15 protein-coding genes, 1 tRNA gene and 1 riboswitch are annotated in these 20,034 nt (G+C 69.2%); of the genes, 6 read left to right on the forward strand and 10 right to left on the reverse strand.

What is annotated here, in order from left to right:
- Window positions 1–507 precede the first annotated feature (507 nt).
- On the forward strand, window positions 508–1,482 hold the full coding sequence (locus DY245_RS04360) for a hypothetical protein (RefSeq protein WP_128503659.1): 975 nt from the start codon (window positions 508–510) through the stop codon (window positions 1,480–1,482).
- 28 nt (window positions 1,483–1,510) lie between these two features.
- On the opposite strand, the gene DY245_RS04365 is transcribed toward DY245_RS04360, so the two are convergent.
- Window positions 1,511–1,870, reverse strand: a complete 360-nt coding sequence (locus DY245_RS04365) for a hypothetical protein (RefSeq protein WP_128503661.1) — start codon at window positions 1,868–1,870, stop codon at window positions 1,511–1,513.
- Between the two features lie 98 nt (window positions 1,871–1,968).
- Between DY245_RS04365 and DY245_RS04370 the strand changes: the two genes are divergently transcribed.
- Window positions 1,969–2,196, forward strand: a complete 228-nt coding sequence (locus DY245_RS04370; protein ID WP_006605171.1) for a DUF4287 domain-containing protein — start codon at window positions 1,969–1,971, stop codon at window positions 2,194–2,196.
- Between the two features lie 137 nt (window positions 2,197–2,333).
- Here DY245_RS04370 and DY245_RS04375 read toward each other — a convergent pair whose 3' ends face one another.
- Window positions 2,334–3,221, reverse strand: coding sequence for a Bax inhibitor-1/YccA family protein (locus DY245_RS04375; protein ID WP_128503663.1), 888 nt, complete (start codon window positions 3,219–3,221; stop codon window positions 2,334–2,336).
- Between the two features lie 507 nt (window positions 3,222–3,728).
- Here DY245_RS04375 and DY245_RS04380 point away from each other — a divergent pair.
- Together DY245_RS04380 and DY245_RS04385 are read left to right on the forward strand one after the other, a co-directional pair.
- Entirely contained in the window at window positions 3,729–6,575 is a 2,847-nt protein-coding gene (locus tag DY245_RS04380) for a bifunctional glycosyltransferase/CDP-glycerol:glycerophosphate glycerophosphotransferase (RefSeq protein WP_128503714.1), read from the forward strand.
- Window positions 6,575–7,744, forward strand: coding sequence for a glycosyltransferase (locus tag DY245_RS04385; protein ID WP_128503665.1), 1,170 nt, complete (start codon window positions 6,575–6,577; stop codon window positions 7,742–7,744). The genes DY245_RS04380 and DY245_RS04385 overlap by 1 nt, the downstream gene beginning before the upstream one ends.
- Before the next feature lie 114 nt (window positions 7,745–7,858).
- On the opposite strand, the gene DY245_RS04390 is transcribed toward DY245_RS04385, so the two are convergent.
- Window positions 7,859–7,940, reverse strand: a tRNA-Leu gene (locus tag DY245_RS04390).
- A gap of 475 nt (window positions 7,941–8,415) precedes the next feature.
- Between DY245_RS04390 and DY245_RS04395 the strand changes: the two genes are divergently transcribed.
- Both DY245_RS04395 and DY245_RS04400 read left to right on the forward strand, forming a co-directional pair.
- Window positions 8,416–9,201 (forward strand): ABC transporter ATP-binding protein, encoded by a 786-nt coding sequence (locus DY245_RS04395; protein ID WP_128503667.1) that lies wholly within the window; start codon window positions 8,416–8,418, stop codon window positions 9,199–9,201.
- A gap of 54 nt (window positions 9,202–9,255) precedes the next feature.
- Entirely contained in the window at window positions 9,256–11,790 is a 2,535-nt protein-coding gene (locus tag DY245_RS04400; protein WP_128503669.1) for an ABC transporter permease, read from the forward strand.
- A gap of 109 nt (window positions 11,791–11,899) precedes the next feature.
- On the opposite strand, the gene DY245_RS04405 is transcribed toward DY245_RS04400, so the two are convergent.
- The 7 genes from DY245_RS04405 to DY245_RS04435 form a co-directional block, all read right to left on the reverse strand.
- Entirely contained in the window at window positions 11,900–13,228 is a 1,329-nt protein-coding gene (locus DY245_RS04405; RefSeq protein ID WP_128503671.1) for a class I SAM-dependent methyltransferase, read from the reverse strand.
- A gap of 199 nt (window positions 13,229–13,427) precedes the next feature.
- The gene (locus DY245_RS04410; protein ID WP_128503673.1) at window positions 13,428–14,819 is read right to left on the reverse strand and encodes an NAD(P)/FAD-dependent oxidoreductase; all 1,392 of its coding nucleotides are present in this window, start codon (window positions 14,817–14,819) and stop codon (window positions 13,428–13,430) included.
- A 452-nt stretch (window positions 14,820–15,271) separates the two neighbouring features.
- Window positions 15,272–16,216 (reverse strand): Ppx/GppA phosphatase family protein, encoded by a 945-nt coding sequence (locus DY245_RS04415; RefSeq protein WP_128503675.1) that lies wholly within the window; start codon window positions 16,214–16,216, stop codon window positions 15,272–15,274.
- Window positions 16,213–16,764: a DUF501 domain-containing protein gene (locus DY245_RS04420; protein ID WP_128503677.1), complete on the reverse strand. Its 552-nt coding sequence runs from the start codon at window positions 16,762–16,764 to the stop codon at window positions 16,213–16,215. Before DY245_RS04420 ends, DY245_RS04415 begins: the two co-directional genes overlap by 4 nt.
- Before the next feature lie 99 nt (window positions 16,765–16,863).
- Window positions 16,864–17,328: an FtsB family cell division protein gene (locus DY245_RS04425; RefSeq protein WP_128503679.1), complete on the reverse strand. Its 465-nt coding sequence runs from the start codon at window positions 17,326–17,328 to the stop codon at window positions 16,864–16,866.
- A 131-nt stretch (window positions 17,329–17,459) separates the two neighbouring features.
- A complete protein-coding gene (eno, locus tag DY245_RS04430) occupies window positions 17,460–18,743 on the reverse strand; it encodes a phosphopyruvate hydratase (protein ID WP_128503681.1) in 1,284 nt (427 codons plus the stop codon).
- Window positions 18,744–19,097: 354 nt separating this feature from the next.
- Complete coding sequence (locus tag DY245_RS04435) at window positions 19,098–19,757, reverse strand: transglycosylase family protein (RefSeq protein WP_128503684.1); 660 nt, start codon at window positions 19,755–19,757, stop codon at window positions 19,098–19,100.
- Window positions 19,758–19,764: 7 nt separating this feature from the next.
- Window positions 19,765–19,933, reverse strand: a riboswitch (cyclic di-AMP (ydaO/yuaA leader).
- Window positions 19,934–20,034 lie beyond the last annotated feature (101 nt).

Here is a 20,034-nt window from a genome sequence, read left to right on the forward strand (position 1 = left end):
CGCGCACACCCTTCGCTGTCGTATGAACACGGGCGGCGACACGGCGTGACCTGCGTCACGCGTTAACAAGATCGCGACCCAATCTCCCCCAGGATTGTGACCAACGCCCTGGGGGAGAAGCGTTCTTGCAGGTCAGCATGGGGTCACCCCAATGTATGAGGCCTGTCGCCCCCAGCATTTCGGGACATAGTGCACTGGGAGCGGTCGCCGACGCCCGGCAGCCTGATGTAGGAAGTCGGAGAACATTCTGCTAACGGGAGTACGCCGGTGAGCGAGCCGCCACCAGGAGTAGCCCCGTGAGCGAGCGCATCAAGGGGCTCACCCCGACCCAAGGCCGGGGGAAGTCCGTTCGGCGATGCGCGGCCCGTGGGATCCGGGCCGCCGAGCGAAGTGGGGAGGACGCATGAGCGAGCGCCACATGGGGGTCACCCCGGCCGAAGGCTGGGGGCCAATCACCGAACGGTGCGCGTCTCGCACATGCGAGACCGAACAAAGAGAGGTTTCGGCATGAGCGTCACCACCCTCGTCCTGCTGCTGGCCGCGGTCGTCGCCGTCACGCTGGGCGCCGTCGCCCTGCACACCGCCCGCGCGCTGCGCCGCCAGATCGCCGAGCTGCACGCCGAGCTCGTCGCCGCCCGTCAGGACGCCGCCGCGCGCACCGGGACGGCAAACGCAGCAGACGCAGCCACCGCGACCATCCCGGCCGCCCGCACCACCCCGGCCGTCGAGACCCCGCTCGCGGACATACGTGCCGCGGTCGCGGACGCACTCGCCGAGGAGCGGGAGCGCGAGCTGGCCGAGGCGCGCGCCTTCTGGGCCGCGCAGGAGGCCAGGGACGCCGCCGACGCCCCGTCCCTGCTGGGCGGTCTGGTCGGCCTCGGTGACGAGGGCCCGCTGGACGCCCGCGCCGACCAGCGCGAGCTGCCCGAGCGGCCGGAGCTCGACCGGTTCGACACCCAGCCGTTCCTGCCCCGCCAGGCGGACCTGGCCGGCCTGGAGCCGCTGCTTGGTCCGGACGCCCTGGAGGCGATGGACACCCTGGAGTCCATGGAGGCGCTGGAGGCCCTGGACGCTCCGGAGTTGGAGCCCGTCGAGGAGACCGAGTCCGCCGAGCTGGCCGCCGCGCGCCGGCGCCACCCCTCGCACCCGGACTTCTCACCCTCCCCCGTGATCGGCGACCACGAGCGCACCGTCGCGCGCCTGGAGGAGCTGGCCCGGCAGGCCACCCCGCTCGCGGACGTCCGCCCCGGCCCGCTGGGCACCCTGGATGTCTACGTCTTCGCCGACGGCACCACGCTCTGTCTGACGCCCGGACAGCGCGAGACCGCGGACCGCGTCGCCGGCGCACTGCACTCCGGCCGCGCCCCGGTGCTGCTGGGCGGCTCCGGTATCTCCGGCGCGTACGCGCTGACCTTCTCCTGGGGCGAGAGCCGCGACGAGAGCGTCTACATCCTCGCCGACCGCGTCATCGCCTCGCTCTGACCCGGCGCGGCGGCGCGAGAGGCGCGCCCTAGCAGCGTTCCGCCGCCGCCCTGACCCCTCGCACGGCCTCCGCCAGCTCTTGGGCGGGGGCCACTTTCGCGTCAGAGTCGGCCGGCGCGTCGGCCACCCGGGCCGCCGCGGCCCGCAGCGCCTCGACCAGATCATGGCCGGCCACCGCCAGCTGATCACCGGCCGCGAACATCCCGGCGTCCGGCAGCTCGCGCGGCGGCTCCCCCGGCCGCTCGATCAGCTGCGCACGGGTCGCCAACTGCCGCGCCAGCGCAAGCCCTTCGGCCGCGGCGCCTTGGCCGAGCCTGCTCTGCGGCATCGACCTGAGGCGGTCGGCGAGGGCGTCCACGGCGGTCTGCAAGGGGGTCACGTCAAGCACGCAGTGAGCCTATGCGCCACTCCCGGGTGGTTGCCAACGGCGGAACGCTCAGGCACGGTGTGCTGAAGAACCAGCATCGACCGCGTCCGGAGGCGCCGATGTCTCAGCTCTTCTCCGAAGAGACCCACCGGAACATGCTCTCCCGTATCCCGCACTGCACCGGCCGGGAAATCTCCGACTGGCTCCGCACCGTTGACGAAGGCCCCGCTCTCTTCCGTTTCGACGAAAAGGTCAGCTGGCTCCGTGGCGAGCACAACCTCGCCTACGGACATGCCAAGGCGATCGTCCATGAACACGACCTCAGGCGCGCCGCGCGCAAGTTCTGATCCGCGGTGACGGGCTCAGCGCCCCTTCCGGCACTGAACGCGCCGCACGCACCATACTCAACCCACTCAACGACGAAGGGCCCGCAGGCTGCTGCCCGCGGGCCCTTCGTCGCGCGCAGCGAGCGCGCCGTGCGAGGTCAGTCGCCCCGGAGGATCGAGATCAGCCGCAGCATCTCCATGTAGATCCACACCAGGGTCAGCGTCAGACCGAACGCCGCGAGCCAGGACTCCTCGCGCGGCGCACCGTAGGCGATGCCGTCCTCGACCTGCTTGAAGTCCAGGGCCAGGAACAGCGCGCCGAGGACCACGCCCACGACGCCGAAGAGGATGCCCAGGCCACCGCTGCGGAAGCCGAGGCCCTCGCCGCCGCCGAACACCATGAACATCAGGTTGACCAGCGACAGCAGGACGAAGCCCATGGCCGCGATCATCACGAAGCGGGTGAAGCGGGCGGTGACCCGCACGATCCGCGTCTTGTAGGCGACCAGCATGGCGACGAAGACCGCCATCGTGCCCAGCACCGCCTGCATGGGGGCGCCGTTCATCTTCGGCAGGTCGTTGATGAAGCCGCTGAGCGCGCCGAGGAAGAGACCCTCCAGCGCCGCGTACGACAGGATCAGCGCGGGCGACGGCTTGCGCTTGAAGGACTGGACGAGCCCCAGCACCATCGCGACCAGGCCGGCGCCGATGGCGAAGCCGAGGTTCTCGGTCAGGAACAGCCAGCCGACGGTGGCGCCCGCGACGACCGTGCCGAGCGTCATGCCCGTACGCGCGACGACATCGTCCATCGTCATCGGGCGGGTCTGCGGGGTGTACTGCGGCGGTGCCTGGGTGACGGGCTGCTGGCCCTGGGCGTACGGGTTGTCCGTGCCCTGCGCGTAGGGGTTGCCGCCCTGCGCGTAAGGGTTCGTGCCGGCGTACGGGTTCGCGGTGGGGCCCCCGGCCTGCGGCGGTGCGTTGAAGCCCGCGTAGCCGGTGTCGCGGCTGAACCCCCGTCGCGAGAAGACCGGGTTGCTGCTCCTCATCTCACTCCTCCATGGCCGCCCTGCGCGGCCTTGACGGCAAGCGTAATGGCTTGGCAAAGGCGCGTCGCTAGTTCTTGAGCAGGATCTTTCCCTGAGCCCGGGCTGACGCCTCCGCCATGGGGAGGACGTATGGGAGGCCCCGGACGTGCCCGGACCGGGGGCTGACGACGCCACCGTTGCCGTCTTGTGTTGTCGTCGCGTACCGCCGATTGCCGTCGTGCGCTGGCGTCGTGACGGAATCCGATGAATGTCTGATCGCAACGGACGTCACATACCCCGCAGGCAACCGATTCACGGGAGCGGCCGTCTTCCCTGCTGGCCCGGAACCAGCCCTGGTGGGCGGATCTCCAGAGATGACGCATGGTCAAGATCCGAACACCGGAGTGCCCCTTCCCGGTGCGCCGACAGCTCACTGTCCGTAGCGCTATGGGTGCGATCGGTTTATCGCGAGGGTACAGATGGGGCTATTCTGGCGGGAAACAGCAGCGAAAGAGGGTTGAGGTGCCTGTGCCTGACGTCTCAGTAGTCGTCATCGTCTACAACGACGCCGACCGGTTGCCGACCGCGGTCCAGTCCGTGCTGGATCAAACGCTCCGGGACGTCGAGGTGGTGATCGTCGACGATTGCAGCACCGACCGTTCTTTCGAAGTGGCGCAGCACCTCGCGGCCGCCCATCCGGGGCGCGTCAGAGCCTTCCAGCTGCCGGAGAACAGCGGTGCCGGAGGCGAGCCGCGGAACGTCGGCATCCAGCACACCGAGGGCCGCTACGTCATGTTCCTGGACAGCGATGACGTCCTGGAGGTCAACGCGTGCCGGAATATGCTGGAGGCCGCGGAGGAATCCGGGTCGGACATCGTTTCCGGTCTGTGCGTCCGGCTGCACAAGGACACCCGCAACCAGAAGCGGGACGAGTGGTATTCCTGGCTGTACTCCACGACCCGCACGCTGGAGTCCGTCACGGAATTGCCGGACCTGTTTGTGTGGGACACCCTTTCCACCAACAAGTGCTACCGCCGGGATTTCCTTGTCGAGAACGATCTCCGATTCCCCAAGGGGATGTTCTACGAGGACCTGATGTTTATCGCCGATGCCTATCTCGCGGCGCGGCGCATCACCTTGATTCCCAATCAGGTCTATTTCTGGCATGTGTTCGAGCGGGCCGCCGTGAAGTCGGTGACGAACCGGCGCCACGAAATGACGAACTATGCGCACCGGCTGGAGATCCACCGGCGTATCGACGCTCTGCTGGCCGAGCGCGGGCTGACCGAGATGAAGCTCGCCAAGGACGTCAAATTCCTCAAGCACGATCTGGTACTGCATCTGCGGGATCTGCCGTTCCGGGACGATTCCTACCGCCGGGAATTCGCCGAACTCTCCCAGGAATACCTCGCAAGCATTGCTCCCGAGGCGTATGCGCGCGTCCAGCCGATACAGGCCATCTGCGCGTATCTGCTCCAGCAGGGTGACTGGGACAATCTGATCCCGGCCGTGGACACCCTCATCAACCGCGACAAGGTCTCCTCGCCGCTCGCCGAGCACGACGGCCGGATCTACTGGTGCGACGGCCACTTCGATGACGCGTTCGGGCGCGACGTGCTGGACGTGACCGACATCGGCTACCACGAGAAGCCGGTCAACCAGCTGTTCCTGCGCAATCAGCTGACCCGCTTCAGCGCGTCCGGCAGGACCGTCTCGCTGGCCGGGCGGATCACCAATCCGCTCGGCGTCATCCCCGCCGGCGCGCAGCTGAAGGGTGAGCTGGAGTTCAGCGCACGGCGGCGCAGTCTGCAGTCCTTCCAGTTCCCGGTGCGGGCGCTGCGCCATGAAGGTGACACCGTCTTCTGGGAGACCGCGGCGGACCTCACCGCCAAGCTGCGCCCGCTGGGCATCGTCGACACCATCTGGGACGTACGTCTGCGCCTGGCCGTGGACGGGGCGCGCACCACGACCCGGCTCACCGTCGCCGACACCGAGCTGTCCGGCGGGCTGCCGGTCCGGCCGCGGCTGACGCGGATGGTCGCCGATCATCTGGAGCCGCATGTCTCGGCCAAGGGCCATCTGGCGTTCCGCCTGGTCAGCGAGGGCCGCAACGGCGAGCGGGTGCAGGAACTGATCACCCGCGGAGTGCGCGGCAAGCCGGGGACGCTGGCCAAGACCGGCTATCGCAAGGCGAAGGAGCTGCGCAAGAAGGTCACCTCCGGCGACAACAAGCTCCGCGCCTATCACGAGGTGTTCAGCCGGCTGCCGATCAAGAAGCGCACGGTGGTCTTCGAAAGCCACCTGGGCAAGCAGTACAGCGACAGCCCGCGCGCCATCTACGAGGAAATGCGCCGGCAGGGCCTGGACTTCGAGGCGATCTGGTCGTACAGCGGGTCCCCGAAGGCGTTCCCGAAGGACGTCACGCTCGTCCGGCGCTGGTCGCTGCCGTATCTCAAGGCGCTGGCGCAGGCCGAGTTCTGGGTGGACAACCAGAGTTACCCGCTCAAGCTCACCAAGCGCCCGGAAACCACCTACATCCAGACCTGGCACGGCTCGGCGCTGAAGAACATGGGCTTCGACCAGCCGACGCTGAAGGCGCAGACCCGGCAGCAGCAGGCGGAGCAGCAGCGTTCGCTGGACCGCTTCGACCGTTTCCTGATCCGCTCCGAGCACGATGTGCACACCCTTGCCCGGGCCTTCCGGCTCAAGGAGAAGACGCTGCTGCGGGTGGGTTACCCGCGCAATGACGCGCTGGTGCGTACCCGGAAGCGGGAAGCGGAGCTGGGGCAGCGTGAACGCGGGCCGCTGGCCGCGCAGTTGGGCATTCCCGACGACAAGACCGTACTGCTTTACGCGCCGACGTTCCGCAAGGCGGGGGGCCGGCACGGGCGCTTCGAATTGCCCTTCGACGTGGAGCGTTTCGCCGACCAGTTCGGCGACCGCTATGTCCTCCTGGTGCGCTCGCACTACCTCAATCATGTGGTGCTGCCACCGACCGTGGAGGGCCGGGTCATCGACGTCTCGGCACGCCACGATGTGACGCCCCTGCTGGCGCTGGCCGACGGGCTGATCACCGACTATTCGTCGGTGATGTTCGACTATGCGCTGCTCGACCGGCCGTTGGTGTTCTTCACCTACGACTACGACGAGTATGTGCACGAGGGCCGGGGCACCTACTTCGATCTGCTGGAGCATGCGCCGGGTCCGGTGGTCCATACCGAGGACGATTTCCACGAGACGATCAAGTCGTTCGAGACGCAGGCTCTGGAATACGCGAAGAGCCGCAAGGAATTCGTCGCCAAGTTCGGAGAATACGACCAGGGCGACGCCGCTCAGAGCATCGTCGATCAGTTCTTTGCGCAGTGGAGCCGTTGATGACCGAGTCGTACGCAGCCGAGCCGCGGGACATCTTCTTCGTCTCCAACAGCGTCAACGAGCTGGGCGGCATCACCAGTTGGTCGCACCAGATGGCCCATCTGTTCAGCGAGCGGGGCCACCGGGTGCACATCGTCGGCGTGGTGCCGCCGCCCGAGGGGCGGGTCCACGAGCTGGCCGACGATCTGCCGTTCCAGACCACCACGCTCTACGCCGAGCACCCGCCGACGGTCCGCCCCGTCCGCGGCCTCAAGGGCCGGCTCAACGTGGCCGAGCAGCGCCGCCGGGCCGCCCGGGAGGCCGGGATGCACGAGCAGGCGGCCAAGATGAGCGCGCTGTTCCGGGCGGCGAAGCCGGGCGCAGTGGTGATCGTCACGCAGGTGTGGGCGATGGAGTGGGTCGCGCTGGCCGACACCGCGGGTCTGACGGTGATCGGGATGAGCCATGAATCGTTCGACACCTGCCGCAAGTCGTCCCGCTTCGGCCGGGTCAAGCGGTTTTACCAGGACGTCGACCGGATGCTGACGCTCACGCGTGAGGACGCCGACCGCTGGATCAGGCAGCGGATGGACAATGTCGGCTTCATGCCGAACCCGCTACCCTTCTTCCCTGACGTCCCCTCAAGCCGGTCCCGCAAGTGCGTGGTCAGCATCGGCCGGCTGCACGAGGAGAAGGGCGTGGACCTGCTGCTGGAAGCCTGGGCGAAGGTCGCGCCGCAGCACCCGGAGTGGACGCTGCGGATCTACGGCTCCGGCGAGGAAGAGGGGGCGCTGCGCAAGCAGGCCGCCGAGCTGGGCATCGTCTCCTCCGTCGACTGGATGGGGCGCACGAGCGATGTGCCCGGGGCGCTGCGGGAGAGCGCGGTGTTCGCGCTGAGTTCGCGCGGTGAGGGCTTCCCGCTGGCTCCCATGGAGGCCATGGCGACCGCCGTGCCGTGTGTGGCCTTCGATGTGGCGCCGGGCGTCCACGAGATCATCTCGGACGGCGAGGACGGCTTCCTCGCTCCCCCGGGCAATATCACCGAATTCGCCCGGCATCTTGACGCCCTGATGTCCGACAAGGACCTTCGGGACGCGATGGGCGAAGCGGCCCGCGAGAACATCCAGCGGTTCTCCACGGATGAGATTGTCGGCCGCTGGGAGAGCTTGTTCGCACTCGTGGAGCGCTGAGCCGAGAACACACAAAGCGAGGAGAGGCCCGCCGGCTTTCACCGGCGGGCCTCTCCTCGTTGAATTTTCAGGTAAGTCGTAAGCCCTGTCTTTGACCCCGCTGCTCGCGGGGAGTGCCCGGAGCCGGACTTGAACCGGCACGGCCCGTAGGCCAGCGAGGTTTAAGCTCGCCGTGTCTGCATTCCACCATCCGGGCCTGGGATCCCCCATGCCGCCTCAAAGAGGGCAGCACGAGCGTAGCCCGCAGCGCACGACGCAGATCGGCCGCTCTTCCCGAGGTTGTCTTATTTTATTGGCAACTGAGGGTGCATCAGCGCCAGGTACACGCCTTCGGCACATGCCTGAAGCCCACCTTCGCCATGGCGCGCCCGGACACAAATTCGGGCCCGAATTGACGGAAACTCGACGCCCCCTCGACGACCCCGTCACCGCTGCGAGGCCACCCGCCCGGCCGACCCTGACGCGCCATCGGCATCAGGGGCGGTCTCCTCCCCAGGTATGACCACGCGCAGCGCGGCTACTTCCCAGGGGTGGTCAAGGACGGTCACAGGGGTTGACGTCCGCCGCCCTTGAGCTGGCCCACGATGGAAAGCGTCCGCTTCCGTCCGCGGCATGCGCCGTCCCGGCCGCCGCGGATCAGATGGTCCCCGTCCCGACAGGAGCTCCTTCCCGTGACCACCACCACCCACTCCGGCGTCTCCACCACCGGCCACGCCACCGCGGTGGCCGCCCGCGCCACGGATCTCACCAAGGTCTACGGGCAGGGCGAGACCAAGGTGGTCGCCCTGGACGCGGTCTCCGTCGACTTCCGGCAGGCCCAGTTCACCGCGATCATGGGCCCCTCCGGGTCCGGCAAGTCGACGCTGATGCACTGCATGGCCGGGCTGGACACGATCTCCGGCGGCTCCGCCAGGATCGGCGACATCGAACTGACCGGGCTGAAGGACAAGAAGCTCACCCAGCTGCGGCGCGACAAGATCGGCTTCATCTTCCAGGCGTTCAATCTGCTGCCGACCCTGAACGCCCTGGAGAACATCACCCTGCCCATGGACATCGCGGGCCGTAAGCCGGACCGCGCCTGGCTGGACCGCGTCGTGGAGACCGTCGGCCTGGCCGGCCGCCTCAAGCACCGCCCCAGCGAGCTCTCGGGCGGCCAGCAGCAGCGGGTCGCGGTCGCCCGCGCACTCGCCTCCCGGCCCGAGATCATCTTCGCCGACGAGCCGACCGGAAACCTCGACTCGCGCTCCGGCGCCGAGGTCCTCGGCTTTCTGCGCAACTCCGTGCGTGAACTGGGCCAGACCGTGGTGATGGTGACCCACGACCCGGTCGCCGCCTCCTACGCGGACCGCGTGGTGTTCCTGGCAGACGGCCGGATCGTCGACGACATGCCCAACCCGACCGCCGACATGGTGCTGGAGCGGATGAAGGGCTTCGACGCCAAGGGCCGTACGAGCTGACCAGCGGCAGCCGCCAACCGTACTTCGGACCTCTCCTCCAGGACTGACCCACTCATGTTCCGTACCGCCTTGCGCAATGTGCTTGCGCACAAGGCCCGGCTGCTGATGACCGTCCTCGCCGTGATGCTCGGCGTGGCCTTCGTCTCCGGCACCCTGGTCTTCACCTCGACCATCTCCGACGCGTACCAGGCCAGCTCCCAAAAGGGCTACGACAACGTCGACGTGGCCATCTCGCCGCGGTCCCAGGACAGCCACAGCGGTGCGCCCGGCGCGGTCCCCCGCCTCGACCAGAAGCTGCTGGACAAGGCCGCCAAGGTGCCCGGCGCCGCCTCCGCCACCGGCACCGTCTCCGGCTTCACGGCCATCGCCGACAAGAAGGGCGAGCTGATCGGCGACGGCTTCTCCACCCTCGGCGGCAACTACTTCCCCGGCAAGGACGGCCAGGACGCCCGCTATCCGATGCGCGGCGGCACCGCCCCCAAGGGCCCGCACGAGTTCGCGCTGGACGCCCACACCGCGGACAAGGCCGGCTACAAGGTCGGTGACACCGTACGGATCTCCGTCGACGGACCGGTCCGCGAGCAGAAGCTGACCGGCATCTTCACCACCGACGACGGCACCGTCGCGGCCGGCGGCAGCCTCGCGCTGTTCGACACCCCGACCGCCCAGAAGCTGTTCGCGACGCCCGGCGGGTTCAGCGAGATCGACGTCAAGGCCGCCGCGGGAACGTCCCAGACGGCCCTGAAGTCGGCGATCGACAAGGTCCTGCCCAAGGACGGCGCCGAGGCCACCACCGGCAAGCAGCTCGCCGACGAACAGGCCAAGGGGATCGCCCAGAGCATGGACGGCATGAAGAACGGCCTGCTGGCCTTCGCCGGGATCGCGCTCTTCGTCGGCATCTTCATCATCGCCAACACCTTCACCATGCTGGTCGCCCAGCGCACCAAGGAGCTGGCACTGCTGCGCGCGGTCGGCGCCAGCCGCCGCCAGGTGACCCGCTCGGTGCTGCTGGAGGCGTTCGTCGTCGGCGCGGTCGCCGCGGTCGCGGGCCTGGCCGCCGGTATCGGCATCGGCGCCGGACTGCGCGCGCTGATGAGCAGCACCGGCGCTACGGTCCCCGACGGACCGCTGGTGATCGAGCCGTCCACGGTCCTGGCCTCGCTGCTCGTCGGCATCGTGGTGACCGTCCTGGCCGCCTGGCTGCCGGGCCGCCGCGCCGCCAAGATCCCGCCGGTCGCCGCGATGAACAGCGTGCACGCCACCGCCACCACCAAGTCGCTGGTGGTCCGCAACACCATCGGTGCGCTGTTCGCGGGCGCCGGTGCGGCCGGTGTCCTGGTCGCCACCGGCATGGACGACGGCAAGGTCGTGATGGGCGGCGGCGCGGTGCTGCTGCTGATCGGCGTGTTCGTCCTGACGCCGCTGCTGTCGCGTCCGCTGATCGCGCTGGCCTCGCCCGTACTGCGCGCCTTCGGGATCGCCGGCTCCCTCGCCCGGCAGAACGCGGTCCGCAATCCGCGCCGTACGGCCGCCACGGCCTCCGCGCTGATGGTCGGGCTGACGCTGATCACCGGTCTGACGGTGATCGCGGGCAGCGTGCAGAAGGGCATCGACAAGATGGCCACCGACTCGCTCAAGGCCGACTACGTCGTCTCCATGGCGAGCCATACGCCGCTCTCCCCCGACGTCGCGAAGAAGATCGCCGGCCTGGGCGAGGTCACCGCGTCCAGCCCGCTGCGCAACTCCCCGTCCCGTATCGGCACCGACACCGCGTATCTGACCGGCGTCAACGGCAAGGACTTCGGCAAGCTCACCCGGCTCGACTTCACCAAGGGCTCGCTCGGCGAGCTGCGCGGCGACCGGGCCGTGGTGGACGACGTCACCGCCAAGGAGAAGGGCTGGCAGCCCGGCTCCCGTATCCCGGTGACGTACGAGGACGGCAAGAAGGGCACGCTGACCGTCTCGGGTGTCTACCAGGGCAACCAGATGATCAACGGCATCGTCCTCGACAACGCCACCCTGGCCCCGCACCAGAAGCAGATCACCGATATGCAGGTGATGGTCAAGACGGCCGGCGGCCCCACCGACGCCACCAAGGACTCGCTGGTCAAGGCGCTCGGCAAGAATCCGGCGATCTCCATCGCGGACAAGCAGGACGTCTCCGACGGCATCGCGAAGATGTTCAACCTGATGCTGAACATGCTCTACGGGCTGCTGGCCATGGCCGTGATCGTCGCGGTGCTCGGCGTCATCAACACCCTGGCGATGTCGGTCTTCGAACGCTCCCAGGAGATCGGCATGCTGCGCGCCATCGGCCTGGACCGGCGCGGCATCAAGCGCATGGTGCGGCTGGAGTCGCTGGTGATCTCGCTCTTCGGCGGGGTGCTCGGCATCGGCCTGGGCGTGTTCTTCGGCTGGGCGGCCGGTGAGCTGATCGGCGGCTCGCTGTCGACGTACGAGCTGGTGCTGCCGTGGGGCCGGATGGGCATCTTCCTCGCCATGGCCGCGCTCGTCGGCGTCCTGGCCGCGCTGTGGCCGGCGCGCAGGGCGGCCCGGCTGAACATGCTGGCCGCGATCAAGGCCGAATAGCGCGGCACCGCGCTAGGACGCGCCGCGCCGATAAGTGCTCCGCCCGCCCGCCGCCCTCCAAGGGAGACGGGCGGGCGGAGCACGTCGTGCACACAAGCCGCGGCGCGCGTCAGCTCCGCCAGTCGCGCGCCCGAAGCGGCATCCCCGCGTCCCCGGACTCCCGGGTACGGACGGCCAGCACCTGGTTGACTCCTATCCGGTTCCGCTCGAAGGACAGCGCACACGCGGCCATGTACAGCCGCCACACCCGCGCCCGCCCCTCGGACGTGAGCCGCACCGCCTCGCCCCAGTGGTTCTCCAGATTGGCGACCCAGGAGCGCAGCGTCAGCGCGTAGTGCTCCCGGATCGCCTCCACGTCCCGTACCTCGAACCCGGCGTCCTCCAGCTGGCCGACGGTCCGGCCGACCGGCGCCAGCTCACCGTCCGGGAACACATACCGGTCGATGAACTCATCGACGTGGTACGCCTCCTCGTCCGCCACCGGCCGCCGCGCGATCTGGTGGTTGAGCAGCCGCCCGCCGGGCCTGAGCAACGCGTACAGGGCGTCGGCGTACTCCGCGTAGCGGGCCCGGCCGACATGCTCGGCCATCCCCACCGAGGAGATCGCGTCGAACGGCTCGTCGTGGATCTCGCGGTAGTCCTGCACCCGGATCTCGACCCGGTCGGCGAGCCCGGCCTCGGCGATCCGCTTACGGGCCAGGGCCGCCTGCTCCTCGGAGAGGGTGATGCCGACCGCCCGTACGCCGTACTCACGGGCCGCGTGCAGCACCATCGAGCCCCAGCCGCAGCCCACGTCCAGCAGCCGCTGGCCCTCCTGGAGGCCGAGCTTGCGGCAGATCAGATCGAGCTTGTCGCGCTGGGCGTCCTCCAGGGTGGCGACAGTGTCTCCGGCGGTCTCGGCGCTCCCCCAGTAGGCGCAGGAGTAGACCATCGACGGGCCGAGCACCAGCGCGTAGAAGTCGTTGCCGACGTCGTAGTGGTGGCTGATGGCTTCCTTGTCGCGAGGCAGCGTGTGCAGCGGTCCACGGCGCCGTCTGACCTCCTCGGCGGGCGGTGTCGGCGGGACCGGGGCGCCGGCCAGCATCAGCAGCTCCCGGGCCGCGGAGCGGATCTCCGGGCGGGCCAGGGCGCGCAGCACGGCGGCGCGGCGCGGCTTGGGGGCGTCGCCGCCGCGCTCCCAGATCAGTCCGGCCAGCAGATCGAGCGCTTCGTAGAGATCGCCCTGGACGTCGATGTCGCCGGCCACCCAGGCGCGGGCCAGGCCCAGCTCGCCCGGCTTGAACAGCAGCCGGCGCAGCGCGCGGCGCCGGCGGATGACCAGTGTGGGTGCCCCCGGCGGGCCGGACTCGCTACGGTCCCAGGCGCGGATCCGCACCGGGAGCGGGGTTCCCAGCACCTCCTCGGCGAGCTTGGTGAGCCGCCCAGCGGCGTCGGCCATGTCGCACACCTCCGTGTTGACGAGTCGGGCAAAGAAGTTTCACCCACCACGTAAACGCCAATGGGGCGTCCAGATAGTCCCGTTCGCACGTAAGAGAACAACAAATCGGCGGCTCTTCGCCACGGCGCACACGCCAAAGGGCGCCCGCCCCACGGATGGCGGACGCCCTTCGGGCTGGTCGGAGTACCCGACCGGTGGTTCAGGAAGCCTTGGCCTTCGGCTTGTCGCCGCCGGCGGCCGCGGCTGCCGGAGCGGGGGCCGGCTTGGCCGCCTCGTAGAACTCCTCGCGGGGGTTCTCCATGGCGCCGAGCGAGACGACCTCGCGCTTGAGGAACGTGGCCAGCGTCCAGTCGGCGAAGACCCGGATCTTGCGGTTGAACGTCGGCATCGCCATGCCGTGGTACGCGCGGTGCATGTACCAGGCGAGACGGCCCTTGAGCTTGATCTTCATCTTGCCCATGACGATCATCGCAACGCCCTTGTGCAGGCCGAGACCGGCGACCGCACCCTTGTTGGCGTGGCTGTACTCCTTCTGCGGGAAGCCCCGCATACCGGAGATCACGTTGTCGCCGAGGACCTTGGACTGCCGCAGCGCGTGCTGGGCGTTCGGCGGGCACCAGGCGTTCTCGTTGCCGTTCTTGCGACCGACCAGGTCGGGGACCTGCGCGTTGTCGCCGGCCGCCCAGATGTAGTCGGTGCCCTGCACCTGGAGGGTGGCGCCGGTGTCGACATGGCCGCGCGGGCCGAGCGGCAGACCGAAGCGGGACAGCGCCGGGTTCGGCTTGACGCCCGCGGTCCACACGATGGTGTTGGAGTCGACCTCAAGGCCGTTGTTGAGCACGACGTGACCGTCGACGCAGGAGTCCATGCCGGTCTTGAGGTAGATCTCGACGCCGCGGCCCTCAAGGTGCTCCTTGCCGTAGGCGCCGAGCTTCGGGCCGACCTCGGGGAGGATCTTGTCGGCGACGTCGACCAACAGGAAGCGCATGTCCTCGCGCTTCACGTTGTTGTAGTACTTCGCGGCATCGCGGGCCATGTCCTCGACCTCGCCGATGGTCTCCGCGCCCGCGAAGCCACCACCGACGAAGACGAAGGTGAGCGCCTTGCGGCGGACGTCCTCGTCGGTCGTGGAGTCGGCCTTGTCCAGCTGCTCCAGGACGTGGTTACGCAGGCCGATGGCCTCTTCCACGCCCTTCATGCCGATGCCGTTCTCGGCGAGGCCGGGAATCGGGAAGGTGCGGGAGACCGCGCCCATCGCGATGACCAGGTAGTCGAAGGGCAGCTCGTACGCCTCGCCGACCAGCGGGGCGATCGTGGCGACCTTGCGGTCCTGATCGATGGTGGTGACCCGGCCGGTGAGAACCTCCGCCTTGGGCAGCACGCGTCGTAGCGGAACCACGACGTGGCGGGGGGAGATGCTGCCGGCTGCAGCTTCAGGGAGGAAGGGCTGGTACGTCATGTACGAGCGCGGGTCGACGACCGTGACGGTCGCCTCGCCGTACCGCATCTTCTTGAGGATGCGACGTGCCGCGTACAGGCCTACGTACCCACCGCCTACAACGAGGATCCTGGGACGCTCCGTGGTGCTCATGCAATCGAGTATCCACCCCCACATGGGGGGTCGCTCGTGAGCCCCTTCACAAGCACTCGGGGGGCATCTGCTACACTCCGCCGGCTTCGTGACCGACGCCATAGTGCGGAATGGAACCACCGTGTTACGCGAGGCGTTGGAGACCCCCGTTGATCAGGGCTTGTGGGCCCTCGGGCGGCCGAACCAAGCCCTCCGCGGGTGCATCGCCGATCCGCCGGCGACCGCACAATCTCCGGGTCGAGGGGTCCTAGGACCTTCGAATGAGGGTCGGATGATCAGATTGTTCGCCCAACGGGAGGCTTTTTCATGTGAAGGATTTCACGAACTTTCTTTCGGGGCCCGTCCGCCGGACCCCCTGAAGGCACCTGAAAGCCGCTCAGACGGGCAGGTCACCCGCTCAAAAAGCCACTTGGTGGAGACCGTTGCCGGCCTCCACCCGTCCCCTCGGCGCCTCAGTCGGCGATGCTCCAGGCGATGCCGTCCAGGATGTCGTGCTCGCTGACGACGACCTCCTCGGCGCCCGTCCGCTCCATGATCGACAGCAGCACGAGCGCGCCCGCGGCGATCACATCGACCCGGCCCGGGTGCATGACCGGGATGGCCGCACGCTCGGCATGGGTGGAGGACAGCAGATCGCCGGTGATCTCACGGACCTTCGCCAGGGAGACCCGGGAGTGGTGGATGGCCTCGGAGTCGTAGTGGTCGAGGCCCAGGGCGATGGCGGCGACGGTGGTCACCGAGCCGGCCAGGCCCACCAGGGTGGCGGCCTCGCTCAGCGGCACGGCCTCCTCGGCCCGGTCCAGCGCCGCGGCGATATCGGCCTTTATGGCGGTGATCTGGCCCGCGGTGGGCGGGTCGCTGATCTCCCCGCCGTGCAGCAGATGCCGCTCGGTCATCCGTACACAGCCGACATCGACCGAGCGCGCGGCCCGTACGTGGTCATCGCCGAGGACGAACTCGGTCGAGCCGCCGCCGATGTCCACGACCAGGAAGGGCTTGGAGAGGTCCGAGCGGCCCGTGAGCTCCTTGGTGGCGCCGTTGAAGGAGAACTCCGCCTCCTGGTCGCCGGTGATCACCTCGGGCTGCACACCCAGGATGTCCACCACACCGCGGACGAAGTCCTCGCGGTTCTCCGCGTCCCGCGAGGCCGAGGTCGCCACGAAGCGGATCTGCTCGGCGCCCAGGCCCTTGATCACCGCGGCGTACTCCCGGCAGGCCGCGAAGGTGCGGTCCAGCGCCTCCGGCGCCAGCCGTCCGGTGCGGTCCACGCCCTGGCCCAGCCGGACGATCTGCATCCGGCGGTCCAGGTCCTTCAGCTCACCGGTAGCCGGGTCCGCGTCCGCGACCAGCAGCCGGATGGAATTCGTACCGCAGTCGATGGCGGCGACCCGCTTCACTGGGCGTCTCCTTCGGGAGCGTCCTGGGTGTCCTGGCACGGGGAGACGCACGGCCCCTTCTTCCACCACTCCGGCAGCATCGCGAGGGCCTCGTCACCGAGCGGGTTGACCCCCGGGCCGGCCGCCAGCGAGTGGCCGACCAGGACGTGCAGGCACTTGACCCGGTCGGGCATACCGCCCGCGCTCGGGAAGCCCTGGAGCACCTCGATGGCGTCCCGCCGCCGGATGTAGTCCTCGTGGGCCGCGCGGTAGGCGGCGGCAAGCGCAGGGTCGGTCGCCAGCCGCTCGGACATCTCCTTCATCACGCCGTTGGCCTCCAGCGTGCCGATCGCGGAGGCCGCGCGCGGGCAGGTGAGGTAGTAGAGCGTGGGGAAGGGCGTGCCGTCCTCCAGGCGCGGCGCCGTCTCGACGACATCCGGCTGTCCGCAGGGGCAGCGGTGCGCGATGGCGCGCAGTCCGCGCGGCGGGCGGCCGAGCTGCTCCTTGAAGGCGGCGATGTCCGCGGCGGTGGGCTCGGTGGGCTCGGTCTGGGGCGGGGGGGTGTCCATGTGCGCTTTCGGTGAGGTGAGTGAGGGGGTGGCGGTGCGGGCCGCCCCTTGTCGACAGTACGGGCTGCCGCTCGCGGGCGGTACGGGCCGGGGCGTGTCCTACCGTTTGCCGGCCGGTTTGTCAGCCGAGTCGACGGCGTCCCACAGATTCTCGTACCAGGGGCGCTGCGCCGCTTGCGCCCCCTTCGGTGCGGAGGTGACGCCGGTGCCGTCCTGGACGATGAATCCGGTCTCGCCCGGCATGACGTAGTGCAGATGGCGGCGGGCCTGCTGCCGTACGTACGCCGGGTCCTGCCAGCGGGCCTTCTGCTCGCGCAGCCGGTCGAGTGCGGCACCGGCGTCCTGGGCCTTACGGCGCTGGTCGGCGATGTCCGAACGCTGGGAGACGTACTGCCTTATGGGATACGCGAGGGCGACGACCAGGGAGCACATCACCAGGGCCAGCAGGGCGGCGCGGCCGGTGAGGCGATTGCGGCGGGCCGGGCGGGCGCGGTAGACGCGGGCGGCGGCCTGCTCGCCGAGCGCCTTGAGTCGGGTCGCGGTCGAGAACCGGTCCGCGGGCACGTCGTCTCCCCTTCACTCCCTGACGCCTGACTGCTGAAGCAGGTACGTCCCCGGCAACGGTACGGGACCGCCACCGGGGACGTACGGGGTGCTGGGCGGTTGGCTCGCCCGATTAGCCCTTGCCGCCGTGATCAGCCCTGGCGGAACCGCGGGAAGGCGGAGCGGCCGGCGTAGACCGCGGCGTCGTCGAGGATCTCCTCGATGCGCAGCAGCTGGTTGTACTTGGCGACGCGCTCGGAGCGGGCCGGGGCGCCGGTCTTGATCTGGCCGCAGTTGGTGGCGACGGCGAGGTCGGCGATGGTGACGTCCTCGGTCTCACCGGAGCGGTGCGACATCATGCACTTGAAGCCGTTGCGCTGGGCCATCTCGACGGCGTCCAGGGTCTCGGTCAGCGAGCCGATCTGGTTGACCTTCACCAGCAGCGCGTTGGCGGAGCCCTCCTCGATGCCGCGGGCGAGGCGCTCGGGGTTGGTGACGAAGAGGTCGTCGCCGACGAGCTGCACCTTGGCGCCGAGCTTGTCGGTGATGACCTTCCAGCCGGCCCAGTCGTCCTCGAACAGCGGGTCCTCGATGGAGACCAGCGGGTAGGCCGCCACCAGCTCCTCGTAGTACTCGGTCATCTCGGCGGCCGAGCGGTCCTTGCCCTCGAACTGGTACTTGCCGTCCTTGTAGAACTCGGAGGCGGCGACGTCCAGCGCGAGCGCGATGTCCTGGCCGGGGGCGTAACCGGCTTCCTTGATGGCTTCGAGGATGAGGTCGAGGGCCTCGCGGTTGGAGCCCAGGTTCGGGGCGAAGCCGCCCTCGTCGCCGAGTCCGGTGGCCAGACCCTTGGCCTTCAGGACCTTCTTGAGGGTGTGGTAGACCTCGGCGCCCCAGCGCAGCGCCTCGGAGAAGGACTCCGCGCCGATCGGGGCGATCATGAACTCCTGGATGTCCACGTTGGAGTCGGCGTGCGAGCCGCCGTTCAGGATGTTCATCATCGGGACGGGCAGGACATGCGCGTTCGGGCCACCGAGGTAGCGGAACAGCGGGAGGTCACTGGCCTCGGAGGCGGCGTGCGCGACGGCCAGGGAGACGCCGAGGATGGCGTTGGCGCCGAGCGAGCCCTTGTTGTCGGTGGCGTCCAGGTCGAACATCGCCTGGTCGATCAGCCGCTGCTCGGTCGCGTCGTAGCCGACGAGCTCCGGGCCGATCTGCTCGATGACGGCCAGGACGGCCTTCTCCACACCCTTGCCCAGGTAGCGGTTCGGGTCGCCGTCGCGAAGCTCGATGGCCTCGAAGGCACCGGTCGAGGCGCCGGACGGCACGGCGGCACGGCCCGTGCTGCCGTCGTCGAGGCCGACCTCGACCTCGACCGTGGGATTACCTCGCGAGTCGAGAATTTCGCGGGCTACGACGACGTCGATGGACGGCACGTTGTCTCCTTCATGGGTGTCTGGAGTTCTGCAGCACGAGCCTAACGGCCTTGGGTGCGTCCGCTTGCCCTTGGCCCGCTCCGTGGGACGGAATGGCCCGAAAAACTTCCCAAATGCCCAGTTCACGGGACGTTTAGGCGCATTGTTCGCCGAACGGGAAAAGTCGCGTGTGAGGGCTGGTCAGGGACGTGCGGCCGGATCGGGTACGGCGCGGGGTCCGGGCCGGTGTGCGGCCCGGGTGCGAGAAACCCCGCCGCGGCGCGCTGGGGGGAACGGCGCGCCGGGCGGGGCGGTCTCACGGAGGAAAAGCGGGGCCCGCCGCCCGGGCCCGCAAAATCCCGGTGAGGGGACGGATCAGATGCTGAGCTTCTGGCCCGGGAGGATCAGGTTCGGGTTGCCGCCGATGACGGACTTGTTGGCCGCGTAGACCGACTTCCAGTTGGTGCCGTGGGCCTTGGCTATCTTGGCGAGGGTGTCGCCCGCCTTGACGGTGTAGTTGCCGTGGCCGTTCGACTTCTTCGCGGCCGGCTGCGCCTTCTCCTGCACGGGGGCCGGGGTCTTCTTCACGGCGGCGGTGTTCTTCTGCGGCGCGGACTTGGTCTGCGCGGAGGAGCCGGAGGGGTTGACGTCGGCGGCGGGGCCACCGGCGGTCAGGCCGCCGGCGGAGGCGCAGGACCAGGCGCCCGGGCCCTGGATGGCGAGGAGCTTCTCGGCGGCGGCGATCTGCTGGTCCTTGGTGGCCAGGTCGGCGCGCGGCGCGTACTTGGTGCCACCGGCGGCGGCCCAGCTGGAGTTGGAGAACTGCAGGCCACCGTAGTAGCCGTTACCGGTGTTGATCGACCAGTTGCCACCGGACTCGCACTGGGCGACCTTGTCCCAGGTGGCGACGGAGGCGGCGGAGGCGGAGGTGGCGCCCATCAGCGGGACGGCGACGGCGGCACCGGCGACACCGGCGAGCGTGGCGACGCGGACGGCCTTGGAGGGACGACGGTGCTTGCCCTTGTTGATCAGCATGGTTCGTTCGTTTCCTCACCGACGCCTACGAGGTGAGCTGTCGGGTTCGGGCTGTGAGTGCCCGGCCGGGTGCACATGGCGCACCCGGCTTCACCCCAAGCCGGCTGACCCGCTTTCGCGGGCGGGGCCGGCACTTACCTTGGTTCCCCCGCTCCTGCCTTCGGCGCTTGCGCGTCAACTGCCTTCGATCACCGGCAGGATTCGGCGTGTGATCGACGGGCCCGCTTTGGCGAGCGGTCCCGACCGTAAGCAGCAACCCCCTTGATGTTCAAACCCC

Source organism: Streptomyces inhibens, assembly GCF_003389455.1.
Lineage (GTDB): Bacteria > Actinomycetota > Actinomycetes > Streptomycetales > Streptomycetaceae > Streptomyces > Streptomyces inhibens.